The sequence below is a fragment of the Cellulomonas sp. PSBB021 genome (assembly GCF_002240455.1).
Classification (GTDB): Bacteria; Actinomycetota; Actinomycetes; order Actinomycetales; family Cellulomonadaceae; genus Cellulomonas; species Cellulomonas uda.
Genome location: NZ_CP021430.1, coordinates 598,951 through 611,697, shown reverse-complemented (window position 1 = coordinate 611,697; position 12,747 = coordinate 598,951). Strand labels below are relative to the sequence as shown.

Annotated in this window: 13 protein-coding genes; 1 reads left to right on the top strand and 12 read right to left on the bottom strand. The window is 73.9% G+C overall.

The annotated features are described in order from the left end of the window. Positions 1-75: 75 nt before the first annotated feature. The 11 genes from trmD to ftsY form a co-directional block, all read right to left on the bottom strand. Positions 76-855: a tRNA (guanosine(37)-N1)-methyltransferase TrmD gene (gene trmD, locus CBP52_RS02765; RefSeq protein WP_094179731.1), complete on the bottom strand. Its 780-nt coding sequence runs from the start codon at positions 853-855 to the stop codon at positions 76-78. A gap of 5 nt (positions 856-860) precedes the next feature. Then, complete coding sequence (gene rimM / locus CBP52_RS02760) at positions 861-1,463, bottom strand: ribosome maturation factor RimM (protein WP_094179730.1); 603 nt, start codon at positions 1,461-1,463, stop codon at positions 861-863. Between the two features lie 121 nt (positions 1,464-1,584). After that, positions 1,585-1,824 (bottom strand): RNA-binding protein, encoded by a 240-nt coding sequence (locus tag CBP52_RS02755; RefSeq protein WP_094179729.1) that lies wholly within the window; start codon positions 1,822-1,824, stop codon positions 1,585-1,587. Continuing rightward, on the bottom strand, positions 1,824-2,264 hold the full coding sequence (gene rpsP, locus CBP52_RS02750; RefSeq protein WP_094179728.1) for a 30S ribosomal protein S16: 441 nt from the start codon (positions 2,262-2,264) through the stop codon (positions 1,824-1,826). Before rpsP ends, CBP52_RS02755 begins: the two co-directional genes overlap by 1 nt. A 128-nt stretch (positions 2,265-2,392) precedes the next feature. Continuing rightward, complete coding sequence (locus CBP52_RS02745) at positions 2,393-2,989, bottom strand: hypothetical protein (RefSeq protein WP_094179727.1); 597 nt, start codon at positions 2,987-2,989, stop codon at positions 2,393-2,395. Positions 2,990-3,146: 157 nt separating this feature from the next. Beyond that, on the bottom strand, positions 3,147-4,247 hold the full coding sequence (locus CBP52_RS02740) for an amidohydrolase family protein (protein ID WP_094179726.1): 1,101 nt from the start codon (positions 4,245-4,247) through the stop codon (positions 3,147-3,149). Positions 4,248-4,266: 19 nt separating this feature from the next. Then, positions 4,267-5,859, bottom strand: coding sequence for a signal recognition particle protein (ffh, locus tag CBP52_RS02735; RefSeq protein WP_094179725.1), 1,593 nt, complete (start codon positions 5,857-5,859; stop codon positions 4,267-4,269). Between the two features lie 22 nt (positions 5,860-5,881). Then, positions 5,882-7,699 carry an HD domain-containing protein gene (locus CBP52_RS02730; RefSeq protein ID WP_094179724.1) on the bottom strand — a complete coding sequence of 606 codons (1,818 nt, stop codon included), beginning with the start codon at positions 7,697-7,699 and terminating at the stop codon, positions 5,882-5,884. Between the two features lie 5 nt (positions 7,700-7,704). Beyond that, positions 7,705-8,046 carry a P-II family nitrogen regulator gene (locus tag CBP52_RS02725; protein ID WP_094179723.1) on the bottom strand — a complete coding sequence of 114 codons (342 nt, stop codon included), beginning with the start codon at positions 8,044-8,046 and terminating at the stop codon, positions 7,705-7,707. Further along, a complete protein-coding gene (locus tag CBP52_RS02720; RefSeq protein ID WP_094179722.1) occupies positions 8,046-9,350 on the bottom strand; it encodes an ammonium transporter in 1,305 nt (434 codons plus the stop codon). The genes CBP52_RS02725 and CBP52_RS02720 overlap by 1 nt, the downstream gene beginning before the upstream one ends. Before the next feature lie 177 nt (positions 9,351-9,527). Further along, on the bottom strand, positions 9,528-10,784 hold the full coding sequence (ftsY, locus tag CBP52_RS02715; RefSeq protein WP_094182085.1) for a signal recognition particle-docking protein FtsY: 1,257 nt from the start codon (positions 10,782-10,784) through the stop codon (positions 9,528-9,530). A gap of 292 nt (positions 10,785-11,076) precedes the next feature. Here ftsY and CBP52_RS02710 point away from each other — a divergent pair, with 292 nt between their 5' ends. Then, positions 11,077-12,330, top strand: a complete 1,254-nt coding sequence (locus tag CBP52_RS02710) for a pectate lyase (RefSeq protein ID WP_232514626.1) — start codon at positions 11,077-11,079, stop codon at positions 12,328-12,330. Between the two features lie 76 nt (positions 12,331-12,406). Here the strand turns inward: CBP52_RS02710 and CBP52_RS02705 are convergent, their stop codons facing one another. Next, on the bottom strand, positions 12,407-12,742 hold the full coding sequence (locus CBP52_RS02705) for a hypothetical protein (RefSeq protein ID WP_094179720.1): 336 nt from the start codon (positions 12,740-12,742) through the stop codon (positions 12,407-12,409). Between the last annotated feature and the right edge of the window lie 5 nt (positions 12,743-12,747).

Sequence of the window (12,747 nt, the reverse complement as noted above, 5' to 3'; positions counted from 1 at the left end):
CGGCGCTGGGTCGGCGACCTGACGCGCGACGAGGCGTGACGTGAGGCGATGTGACGTGACGTGACCGAGGGCGCCTCACCCGTCGCCGGGTCGCGACGCCGGAGGTGCCGCCGGCTCGTCGTGCTGCGCGAGCACCTCCCGGTCGTGCCGGTCGAGCGCACCCTCGTCGAGCGCCGCCAGCATGTCGGGACGGCGCTGCGCGGTGCGGTGCAGCGCCTCGTCGCGACGCCACCGCGCGATCCGGGCGTGGTGGCCCGAGAGCAGCACGTCGGGGACGTCGAGCCCACGCCACGACGGCGGCTTGGTGTACACGGGGTACTCGAGCAGCCCCGCCTCGCCGTGCGACTCCTCCACGAGCGAGTGCGGGTTGCCGACGACTCCCGGCAGCAGCCGCGCGACCGCCTCGACGAGCACGAGCGCGGCGACCTCACCGCCGTTGAGCACGTAGTCGCCGATCGAGTACTCCGTCACGCGCACGCCCGCGGCGCGGTAGTGCTCGGCGACCCGGGCGTCGATCCCCTCGTACCTCCCGCAGGCGACGACGAGGTGCGCGTCCTGCGCGAGCGCGTGCGCCGTGCGCTGCGTGAGGACCTCGCCCGACGGCGTCGGCAGCAGCAGGTGCGCCCCCGGCGTGAGGACGTCGTCGAGCGCCGCGCCCCACACGTCCGGCCGCATCACCATGCCCGCGCCACCGCCGAACGGGGTGTCGTCGACCGTCCGGTGCCGGTCGGTGGTCCAGTCGCGCAGGTCGTGCACGCGCAGGTCGAGGATCCCCGCCTCGCGCGCCTTGCCGACGAGCGAGAGCCGCAGCGGCGCGAGGTAGTCCGGGAAGATCGTCAGGACGTCGACGCGCACGGGGGTCAGCCGTCCCGACCGTCGGGGCCCGCGGCGTCCGGCGCCGAGTCCTCGTCGGGACCGTCCGGGCCGCCCGACGTCTCGTCGGACACCACGAGGTTCGCCGCGTCCGACGCGAGCAGGCCGCCCGGCGGGTCGAGCACGACCCGACCGCCCGGCACGTCCACGACCGGCACGATCGCCCGCACGAACGGCACGAGCGTGCGCGCGCCGTCCGGCTCACGCAGGACGAGCACGTCCTGCGCCGGCAGGTGCTCGAGCCCGACGACCTCGCCCAGCACACGACCGTCGACGTGCTCGACGCGCAGCCCGCGCAGCTCGTGCGGGTACCAGGCGTCCTCCTCGTCGGAGGCCTCGTCCTCCACCACCAGCGACACACCGCGCAGCGCCTCGGCCGCGCTGCGGTCGCTCACCTGCGCGAACGTCGCGTACCAGCGTCCCTGCTGGACGCGCGTGCGCACCACGGTCAGCGGCCCCACGCCCGCACGGTCGGTGCCGAGCACCGTCCCGTCGGCAAGGCGCTCGTCGGGGGTGTCGGTCCGCAGGTCGAGCGCGACCTCGCCGCGCAGCCCGTGCGCGCGTCCGACGCGTGCCACCGTCAGCAGCATGTGGGGGTCCTCCTCAGGACGGGTTCGGGACGACGAGAGGCCCGGCCCCAGGGTAGGGGCCGGGCCTCTCGTCACGCGGCTCGGTGGCCGCGCGACGGCTCGTGCTCGTCGGCTCCGCGGGTCAGCGGCGGTCGACGTCGACCACGTCGACGCGCACCGGACCCTCGGTCGACAGCGCGCCGACGACCGTCCGCAGCGCCTTCGCGGTGCGGCCGCTGCGGCCGATCACGCGCCCGAGGTCGTCCGGGTGGACCCGGACCTCGAGCAGCTCACCACGGCGCAGCGCCACCGCGCTCACCCGGACGTCGTCCGGGTGGTCGACGATGCCGCGCACCAGGTGCTCGAGCGCGTCGGCGAGCATCAGGCCTGCTCGTCCTCGGCGGCGGCCTCGGCCGGCGCCTCGTCGGCCGGCGCCTCGTCGGCGACGACCTTCTTCTCGGACGCCGTCGCCTTGACCTTCTCGGCGTCGGCGGCGGCAGCCTCGACGGCGGCCTTCGGGTCGGCCTTGCCGGCCTTGACCTTCAGCGTGCCCTCGGCACCCGGCAGGCCCTTGAACTTCTGCCAGTCGCCGGTGACCTTGAGGAGCGCGAGCACCTGCTCGGTCGGCTGCGCGCCGACGCCGAGCCAGTACTGCGCACGCTCCGAGGAGATGTCGATGAGCGACGGCTCCTCGGTCGGGTGATACTTGCCGATCTCCTCGATGACGCGACCGTCACGCTTGGTGCGCGAGTCCGCGACGACGACACGGTAGTACGGCGCCCGGATCTTGCCGAGACGCTTCAGACGGATCTTGGTGGCCACGTTGTGGTCTTCTCCTGGGATTCAGCAGGGTGCCCCGCCAGCCTGCCCGTGGGGTTGGGCGGCCGGAGGCGGCGAAGGACGCGACGAGAGCAGGTAGAGGGGCTGCACCCGACGTGTACAGCCGACCATCATGCCAGACGTTCGGCGGCCTTCCCAAGCCGCGCGCGGTCGACCACGTACCAGCCGATCGCGACGGCCGACGCGGCCAACGCTGCCAGCAGGAGCCACGGCGCGGCGTCGCCGAGTCGGGCCACCACCCACGAGTCGCCGAGCAGGATCGACAGCGTCGAGCGGGGCGCGCCCACGTCGCCCCCGTCGTACATCGCGGCGTAGCCGACGAGCACGCCGAGGCCGATCCCCCACGCGAACCTGCGGTACCGCCGCGGCGCGTGACCGACCTGCTTGCGCACGGCGCCGAGGCCGACCAGCGGCAGCGTCACGATCCACGCGGCAGCGACGGGCAGCGCGATCGTCACGGGCGCCAGGGCGAGCACGACGAGCACGAACCAGCCGGCCGCGTAGAGCTTGGCGGCCACCCCGAGCACGACCCCGAGCCAGACGACCGCTGCGGCAACGACGTCGGCGACCGTCGGGCGGTTGCGCGCCGGGGCTGTCACGAGGGCCGGGGCGGCTGGCAGCGTGCCGCTCCCGGCACCGACGGTCGGCGCGGTGGAGGCAGGCTCGGCCCCGTCCGGTGCGGCACTGCTCGGCGTGGCGCTGCTCACGGAGAACTCCTGTCGACGCGCGGCCGCACGGTGCGGTCCCGCGCAGCGAACCAGACGGAGTCCGGAAGATGCCAGTTCGACCTGCACGTTCACCCGTCTGGGCTCGACGCATTTCCCCGTGCGGGCTGGACCGGGGACTCGACACCGGTCACGTCCGTCAGACGTGACGCGTGCCGCGCAGGACGACCGCGGCGGGCTCGTGCAGCGCGGTCACGTCCGCGCGCGGGTCGCGGTCGTACACGACGACGTCGGCGCTCGCGCCCTCGGCGATGGCGTCCACGCCGAGCCACGCGCGGGTGCGCCAGCTCGCCGCGGCGACGACGTCACGGGCCGGGATGCCCGCCGCCGCGAGCTCGGCCGCCTCGTCGGCGATCCGGCCGTGCCCGATCGTGCCGCCCGCGTCCGTCCCCACCAGGACCGGCACGCCCGCGTCGTGCAGGTCGCGCACGTGGGCGTGGCGTCGCGCCCCCATGGCGCGCATGCGTGCCGCGAACCGGGGGAACCGCGCGGCACCCTGGTCGGCGATCGCGTCGAACTGCGCGACCTGGAGCAGCGTGGCGGTCACCGGGATGCCGAGCGTCGCGATCCGGTCGACGTGCGCGGGTGTCGCGCCCGTCGCGTGCTCGAGGCAGTCCACGCCGGCGTCCAGGAGCGCGTCGAGCGACTCGGTGGCGAACGTGTGGGCCGTCACGCGCGCACCGCTGTCGTGCGCCGCACCCACGGCGTCCGCGAGCACGCCGTCGGGCCACAGCGGCGTCAGGTCGCCGCCGCCCGGCAGGTCCCGGTCGATCCAGTCGGCGACCAGCTTGACCCAGCCGTCGCCGCGCACCGCCTCGTGCCGCACCGCGCCGGGCAGGTCGCGCACGTCCTCGAGCTCGAGCCCGTAGTGCCGCAGGTACCGCTTGGGCCGCGCGAGGTGGTGGCCCGCGCGGATGAGTCGCGGCAGGTCCGGGCGCGCGTGCACCCAGGAGGTGTCCGCGGGCGAGCCCGCGTCGCGCACGAGCAGGACCCCCGAGTCGCGGTCGGCGGCCGCCTGCCGCTCGGCGGTCGCGGCGTCGACGGCGCCGTCCGCCGCGAGCCCGATGTGGCAGTGCACGTCGACGAGCCCGGGCAGCACCCAGCCGTCGAGCCTCGTCGTCGCGCCGCCCGCGGGGCGCTCGAACGTGAGCCGCCCGCCGACGACCCACACGTCGCCCACCTCGCGGTCGTCGTCGAGCACGACGGTGCCCGTCAGGTGCAGGACCTCGGGCGGGCTCATGGGCGGGCGCGCCTCGCCGTCAGCGACCCAGGAACTTCTCGAGGCCCGCGGGCAGCTCGAGCGAGGCGGGGTCCGGCTCGGGTGCCTGGCGGCCGAGGCCGAACGCCGAGCCGGCGGGCGCGCTCGTCGCGGGGCGCCCCTCGAGCGCGGCCTTCTCCTGCGCGGCGCGCTTCGCCGGGTTGCCCGACTTGCCGCGCACCTTGCGCTGCGGCGCCGCCTTGCCACGCGCCTTCTTGCCCATGCCGGGCAGGTTCCCCATGCCGGGCATCGCGCCGGGCATGCCGCCCGACTTCGCCATCTGCCGCATCATCTTCTGCGCGCCGTCGAACCGCTCGAGGAGCTGGTTGACGTCGGTGGGCGTGGTGCCCGAGCCGCGCGCGATCCGGGCGCGCCGGGAGCCGTTGATGATCTTCGGGTTGTCCCGCTCGGCGGGCGTCATCGAGTGGATGATCGCCTCGATGCGGTCCACCTCGCGCTCGTCGAAGTTGTCGAGCGCGTCGCGCATCTGCGCCATGCCCGGCAGCATCCCGAACATCTTCTTGAGCGAGCCCATCTTGCGCAGCTGCTGCATCTGCTGCAGGAAGTCCGCGAGCGTGAACCCCTCGCCGCTCGCGAGCTTGCCGGCCATCTCCTGGGCCTGCTGCTCGTCGAACGCCTTCTCGGCCTGCTCGATGAGCGTGAGGACGTCGCCCATGTCGAGGATGCGCGACGCCATGCGGTCCGGGTGGAAGACCTCGAAGTCCGTGAGCTTCTCGCCCGTGCTCGCGTACATGATCGGTCGGCCGGTGACCGACGCGACCGACAGCGCGGCACCACCGCGCGCGTCGCCGTCGAGCTTGGACAGCACGACGCCCGTGAACCCGACGCCGTCGGCGAACGCCTGCGCCGTGGTCACGGCGTCCTGACCGATCATCGCGTCGATCACGAACAGGATCTCGTCGGGCTGCACGGCGTCGCGGATGTCCGCGGCCTGGGCCATCAGCTCGGCGTCGACGCCGAGCCGGCCGGCGGTGTCGACGATGAGCACGTCGTGCTGACGCGCCCGCGCCGTCTCGAGGCCCGCACGCGCGACCGCGACCGGGTCGGCCCCGGCGGGCAGCACGTCGTCGGCGCCCTGGTTGCCCGGGTGCGGCGCGAACACCGGCACGCCCGCGCGCTCACCCACGACCTGCAGCTGCGTCACCGCGTTCGGACGCTGCAGGTCCGCCGCGACGAGCAGCGGCGTGTGCCCCTCGCCCTTGAGCTGCAGCGCGAGCTTGCCCGCGAGCGTCGTCTTGCCCGCACCCTGCAGACCCGCGAGCAGGATGACGGTGGGCGGGTTCTTCGCGAAGCGCAGCGTGCGCGTCTCGCCACCGAGGATCGCGACGAGCTCGTCGTTGACGATCTTGACGACCTGCTGCGCCGGGTTCAGCGCCTGCGACACCTCGGCCGACAGCGCGCGCTCGCGCACCGCGCCCGTGAACTGGCGCACCACGGGCACCGCGACGTCCGCGTCGAGCAGCGCGCGACGGATCTCGCGCACCGTGGCGTCGACGTCCGCCTCGGACAGCCGGCCCTTGGTGCGCAGGTTCTTGAACGTCGACGTCAGACGGTCGGACAGAGTGGCGAACACGTGCGTCCTCGCGGGAGAGGGATCAGGGTCGTCCCAGGGTACCCGGGGTGCCCGTCGCCCGGTCGCCCAGCTGCTCGCGCGCCCGCGCGACGAGGTCGTCGACGAGCCGCCCGCGCCACTGGCTCCACGCCGCGGTGCCCGCGGCCACCGCGTCCGCCTCGGTGAGCAGCCGCAGCGCGTGCAGCAGGTCCCCGCGGTGGTCGACCGCGTCGAGCAGCCGCTGGACGGTAGCCGGGTCGTCCGGGTCCGCGCTCGTCGCGAGCTCGACGAGCGTCAGGTGCTCCCGCACGAGCCGCGCGACGTCCGCCGCCACGTGCTCGCCGAAGCCCATGCGCTCGACGACCGGCCCCGCGAGGCGGGCGCCCTCGACCGAGTGGTCCCCCGCGCCCGCGCGCTTGCCGATGTCGTGCAGCAGCGCCGCGAGCAGCAGCGTGTCGCTCGGCGCACCCGACGCGAGCGCCGCGACGTTCGCCGCGGTCTCGACCATGTGCCGGTCGACCGTGTGCCGGTGCACGGGCGAGCGCTGCGGCCGGTTGCGCACGCCCGCCCACTCCGGGATCCAGGTGGTCACGACGCCCGCGAGGTCGAGCGCCTCCCAGATCGGCACCTGCGCGGCTCCCGCACCGAGGACCTGCAGCAGGTAGGTGCGCGCCTGACGCGGCCACGGGGTCGACGGCGCCGGCGTCACGGTGAGGTGCTGCACCGACACCGGTGACAGCTGCAGGCCGGTGCGCGCCGCCGTCGCGGCCGCGCGCAACGCGAGCAGCGGGTCGTTCTCCGGCACCGCGTCGACGGCGAGCACGATCTCGTCGTTGTGCTGCACGAGGCCCTCGGCGATGGGCCGCAGCCGCGGGGGAAGCCGGCGGCCGCGCACGAGCCGCGGCCCCCGCGCGGGCCGTTCGAGCGCCTGGCGCGCGTTGCGTGCCGTGGTGTCCAGCGCGTACGAGATGATCCGCGCGGCCTCCGCGACGCTCGCGAGCAGGTCGTCGCGGTCGTCGAACCCGACGAGCTCGGCGACCTCGTCCTGGTCGGCCAGCAGGAGGCGGTTGGTGTGGCGGCGCGTCGCCACCTGGACGGCGTCACGCACGTCGAGCAGGTGCGCGTAGGCGTGGTCGACCGCGCCGTGCGGGCGGTCCGTGAGCCACGTCGCCGCGAGCGCCGAGAGCACCACGGCGTCCCGGATCCCGCCGCGCGCCTCCTTGAGCTCGGGCTCGATGAGGTACGCGAGCTCGCCGTGCCGCTCCGCGCGCTGGCGGGTCGAGGCGAGCAGCTCCGGCAGACGACGACGCGCGGCGGCACGCCAGTCCTCGAGCAGCGCGGACGTGGCCCGTGCGATCACCACGGGGTCCCCCGCGACGTGCTGCAGGTCGAGCATCCCCACCGCCGCGGGCAGGTCCTTGGACGCGACCTGCCGGCACTGGGCCAGCGAGCGCACCGAGTGGTCGAGGTCGAGGCCCGCGTCCCAGATCGGGTACCACAGCCGCTGCGCGAGCGACTGCAGGTCCTGCGCGGACCGCGAGCGCCCCTCGTGGACCAGCAGCAGGTCGAGGTCGGAGACCGGGCTCGCGTCGCCGCGGCCGACCGAGCCGACCACGCCGAGCGCGACGCCCGCGGCGTCCTCGCCCGCGGTGGCCTCGGCCCAGAGCTCCGCGAGCCGGTGACGCACCAGGCCGGAGATCCGGCTGCGGCGTGCCACGCCGTCGCTCGTCGGGCCCGTCAGCGCGCTCGCGAGGTCGAGCCGCTCGACACGCAGGTCCCGCACCCCACGAGCGGGGTACGGGACCTGCGTGTCGTTCGCGTCCCCGGCCGCGCCCCCCACAGGCGACCGTTCGTCGGACATCGTGGCTACAGCGCGTCGTCGCCGTGCTCACCGGTGCGGACGCGAGCCACGTCCTCCACCGGCACGACCCAGACCTTGCCGTCGCCGATCTTGCCGGTCTGCGCCGCGCGCACCAGGACCTCCACGACCCCGGCGACGTCCTCGTCCGCGACCAGCACGTCGATCTTCACCTTCGGGACCAGGTCGACGGTGTACTCCGCGCCGCGGTAGACCTCGGTGTGACCGCGCTGACGGCCGTAGCCGCTCGCCTCGCTCACGGTCAGACCGCGGACACCCGCCGCCTCGAGGGCCGACTTCACGTCGTCCAGCCGGTGCGGCTGGATGACCGCCGTCACGAGCTTCGTCATCACTTCACCTCCGTCACGACCCGGGCGCCGCCCAGGGTCTCGTACGCGGACTCACCGTGCACCGCGAGGTCGATACCGCCGACCTCGACGTCCTCGCTGACCCGCCACCCCATCGTCGCCTTGAGGGCGAGCCCGATGACGAGGGTGACCACACCGGAGAACACGACCGCGACCAGGGCGATGATGACCTGGATGAGCAGCTGGTCGACCCCGCCGCCGAAGAGCAGGCCGGTGTCCGCGGCGAGGAAGCCGATGAGCACCGTGCCGACGAGACCACCGACGAGGTGGACGCCGACGACGTCGAGCGAGTCGTCGTAGCCGAACTTGTACTTCAGGCCCACGGCGAGGGCGCAGAGCACGCCCGCGATGACACCGAGGATGATCGAGGTGACCGGGCGCAGCGCGCCTGCTGCCGGGGTGATCGCGACGAGGCCGGCGACGATCCCGGACGCGGCACCGAGCGACGTGGCGTGGCCGTCACGGATCTTCTCGGTGACGAGCCAGCCGATGATGGCCGCGGCCGTCGCGGCCGTGGTGTTGACCCACGCGAGACCCGCGTTGCCGTCGGCCGTGAAGGCGGAGCCCGCGTTGAAGCCGAACCAGCCGAACCACAGGAGGGCGGCGCCGAGCATCACGAACGGCAGGTTGTGGGGACGCATCGGCTCCTTGCCGAAGCCCTTGCGCTTGCCGATGATCAGCGCGAGCACGAGACCTGCGACACCGGCGTTGATGTGGACGACGGTGCCACCGGCGAAGTCGATGGGCGTCGTGTTGGCGACGCCGTCCGTCACTCCGAAGATCGACGCCGCGATCGAGCCGTCCGCACCCGAGAGGAGGCCGCCGCCCCAGACCATGTGCGCCATCGGGAAGTACGCGAGCGTGACCCAGGCGGCGACGAACACCAGCCAGGTGCCGTACTTCACGCGGTCCGCGAGCGAACCGCTGATGAGCGCGACCGTGATGATGGCGAACGTCACCTGGAAGGCCACACCCACGGCCGCCGGGACGCCGAAGCCGTCGATGATGAACTCGCCCGAGTCGTCCCACAGCGTACCGGCCAGACCGAACTGGTCGAACGGGTTGCCGAAGATCCCGGCGACGTCGCTGCCGTACGACATCGACCAGCCCCAGAGCACGTAGACGATGACCGTCACGGCGATCGCGCCGAAGGACATCATCATCATGTTCAGGACGGACTTGCCGCGGACCATGCCGCCGTAGAAGAACGCCAGCGCAGGCGTCATGAGCAGCACCAAGGACGCTGACGTCAGCATCCAGGCTGTCGCTCCGGTGTCCAGCTCCATGAGTCGCTTCTCCCCTCGCCAGCCCGGGGTGGCTGGTCGCGGACAACATTCGGGGAGCGGCGTTTCGCCGGGCGGCTGCGGGCGTTACCGGCAGGTGACAAGGGCCACCCCCGTGTAAACGTTCGGTTTCGCGCCGCCGGGCTCGTCCAGGTTGACCGAAGCGTCCGGCGGCGTGCGCTACTGCAGGAGGCCGTCGACGAACGCCTCGGCGTCGAACGGCGCGAGGTCGTCGGGACCCTCGCCGAGGCCGACGAGCTTGACGGGCACCCCCAGCTCGCGCTGCACGGCCACGACGATGCCACCCTTGGCCGTGCCGTCGAGCTTGGTGAGCACGATGCCGGTGACGCCGGCGACCTCGCCGAACACGCGCGCCTGCTGCAGGCCGTTCTGGCCGGTGGTGGCGTCGAGGACGAGCAGCACCTCGGTCAGCGGCGCCTCCTTGGTGATGACGCGCGTGATCTTGCCGAGCTCGTCCATGAGGCCGGACTTGTTCTGCAGCCGGCCCGCGGTGTCGACGACGACGACGTCGACGTCCGCCTGCTTGCCCGTGCGCACGGCCTCGAACGCGACCGAAGCTGGGTCGGCGCCCTCGCGCTCGGAGCGCACGGTCGGCACGCCGACGCGCGAGCCCCACGTCTCGAGCTGGTCCGCGGCGGCGGCGCGGAACGTGTCGGCGGCGCCGAGCACGACGGACCGGTCCTCGGCGACGAGCAGGCGCGCGAGCTTGCCGATGGTCGTCGTCTTCCCGGTGCCGTTGACACCGACGACCAGCACGACGGCGGGCGTGCGAGTCCCGTCCGGCGCGACCGTGGGGGCGGTGCGCAGCTCGCGGTCGAGCGTCGGGTCGACGAGCTCGAGGAGCTGCGCGCGCAGCAGCGCGCGCACGTGCGCGGGGTCCTTGAGGCCCTCGACGCGCACCCGGGTGCGCAGCGCCTCGATGAGCTCGCCGGACGGCCCGGCGCCGACGTCGGCGAGCAGGAGCGTCTCCTCGAGCTCGTCCCAGTCGTCCTCGGACAGGTGGTCGCGGGACAGGACGGCGAGCAGGCGCGTGCCGAGCGGCGAGCCCGAGCGGGACAGGCGGTCGCGGAGCCTGGCGAGCCGGCCCGCGGCGGGTGCGGGCACCTCGACGACGACCGCGTCCGCGAGCGCCGCGTCCTGCGGCGCCACGACGTCGAGCTCGACGCCGGCCGGGACCGTGGCGGTGGCCTCGTCGGTGCCGAGCCCCGCGGTGGGCGGCACGTCGAGCGCGACGCCGGACGCGTCGCCGTCGGGTGCGCCGGCCTGCGTGGGGACGTGCTCGACCGTCGAGGTCGGCGAGGTGGTCTCGTCGTCGTCGCGCGTGCGGCGGCGCGAGACGAACAGGGTCGCGACGACCGCGACGAGCGCGATCGGCACACCGGCGGCGATGAGTGTGGTCAGGGCATCGGGGCTCACGCCCACAGTCTGACGGCGCACGGGTGCGCGGCGCGAACCCTGCGCGCGACCACAGCGCGTGACGCGCGTGACCGCGGCAGGGCACGCGCATCACCGCCCGCGGGGTGGACGCGCCCGGGACCGGGTCCGGGCAGGCGATTCGTTTCGCACCATCGCGGTGGCGCGGACGCGGTGGGTACGTTCACAGACCGATGCGCCCGACCCTCGGTCGTGTCCAGGAGAGCGTTGTCCACCTCGGAGGTACGCCATGCACCGCACACCCGCGCACAGGGTGCCGCCCACGCTCGGACGCGTGCGCCTGACCATCGCCGCGATCGTCGTCGGCGCCCTCGCCGGCACGCTCGGCCTCGCGTCCGCCCTCGGTGCCACCGCGGCCACCGTCGACCCCGGCGCCTGGTACGTGCTCGTCAACCGCAAGAGCGACAAGGTCCTCGACGTGCAGGGGCACGCCACGACCGACGGGTCACCCCTCGTCCAGGCGACGCGCACCGACTCGACCAGCCAGCAGTTCCGGCTCGTCGCGGCCGGCGACGGGTCGTACGAGCTGCTGCACCGCGCCTCGGGCAAGGTCGTCGACCTGTGGGAGTGGAGCACGGCCGACGGCGCCACCTTCCGGCTGTACCGCGACCTCGACGGCGCGAACCAGCGGTTCCGGCTCGTCGACCAGTCCGGCTACGTCCGCCTCGTCAACCAGCACTCCGGCAAGGTCGTGCAGGTCGCGGGCGCGTCCACCGCCGACGGAGCGGCCGTGGTGCAGGGCACGGACACCAAGTCCTACCACCAGCAGTGGGCCCTGGTGAAGGTCGGCAGCGGCACCGCACCCACGTCGAGCGCCCCGCCCACCACGACCCCGACGACCCCGCCCGCCACGGGCAGCTGGCCGAGCGCGACCGGGCAGCAGAAGGTGTCCTCGACCATCGCCGTGAGCGGCACGTTCGACGGCCGGCTCGTGCGCTACTACGGCATCTCGTCGAGCGGGCAGGACGAGTCCCAGCCGCCGATGTTCCAGCTCTCCGACGGCGCGGTGCTCAAGAACGTCATCCTCGGCTCGGGCGCCGGCGACGGCGTGCACTGCACGGGCACCTGCACGCTGCAGAACGTGTGGTGGGAGGACGTCGAGGAGGACGCCGCGACCCTCAAGGGCAGCTCACCGTCGCAGGTCATGACCGTCGACGGCGGCGGCGCCCGGTCGGCGTCCGACAAGGTGTTCCAGCACAACGGCCCGGGCACGTTCGTCATCAAGAACTTCCAGGCGACGGACATCGGCAAGCTCTACCGCTCGTGCGGCAACTGCTCCAAGCAGTACGCGCGCACCGTCGTCGTGCAGGGCGTCACCGTCACGGTGCCCGCCAAGTCGCTCGTCGGGATCAACCCCAACCTCGGCGACCGCGCGACGCTGTCCGGCATCACGGTCGTCGGCGACACGTCGCGCAAGGTCGCGATCTGCGAGGAGTACCGGGGCGTCACCTCGGGCGAGCCGACGAAGGTCGCCTCGGGTCCCAGCGCGGCGTGCGGGTACGACCCTGCCGCGGTCGTCTACCGCTGACGACCGACCGCGTGGCGTGCGGCCCCGCGTCGTCCGGCTCCCGGACGGCGCGGGGCCGCACGGGGTCAGCGCCAGGTCAGCCGTGCCGACGCAGCGGGATCGCGCGCGCGGCCTTCTCGCGGGCGCGGTGCAGACCCGCCTGCAGGTCGTCGACGTGCAGGTAGCCCTCGCCCTGCTCGGCCGTCGCGCGCAGGAAGTCCGCGAGCGACAGGTCGACCGGCTCCGCCTCGGCGGCACGGGCCGCGTCCACCTGGTCCGGGGCCGGGTTCTTGCGCGCCCGCCAGCCGCGGCGGAATGCCCGCAGGGGTGACTCGTCGTCACGCCGTTCGTCGGCGTCGGACGTGCTGGCGACGAGCAGCACGAGACCCGCCACGGCGAGGGCGACGAGGACTCCGATGATGACGGGAAGCACGGGTC

Excerpts from the sequence above, each read along its gene's own strand:
- CBP52_RS02740 (WP_094179726.1), bottom strand. The coding sequence starts at position 4,247 with ATGAGCCCGCCCGAGGTCCTGCACCTGACGGGCACCGTCGTGCTCGAC.
- CBP52_RS02755 (WP_094179729.1), bottom strand. The coding sequence starts at position 1,824 with ATGCTCGCCGACGCGCTCGAGCACCTGGTGCGCGGCATCGTCGACCAC.
- CBP52_RS02720 (WP_094179722.1), bottom strand. The coding sequence starts at position 9,350 with ATGGAGCTGGACACCGGAGCGACAGCCTGGATGCTGACGTCAGCGTCC.
- CBP52_RS02730 (WP_094179724.1), bottom strand. The coding sequence starts at position 7,699 with ATGTCCGACGAACGGTCGCCTGTGGGGGGCGCGGCCGGGGACGCGAAC.
- CBP52_RS02725 (WP_094179723.1), bottom strand. The coding sequence starts at position 8,046 with ATGACGAAGCTCGTGACGGCGGTCATCCAGCCGCACCGGCTGGACGAC.
- rimM (WP_094179730.1), bottom strand. The coding sequence starts at position 1,463 with ATGCTGCTGACGGTGGCACGCGTCGGACGCGCGCACGGGCTGCGCGGC.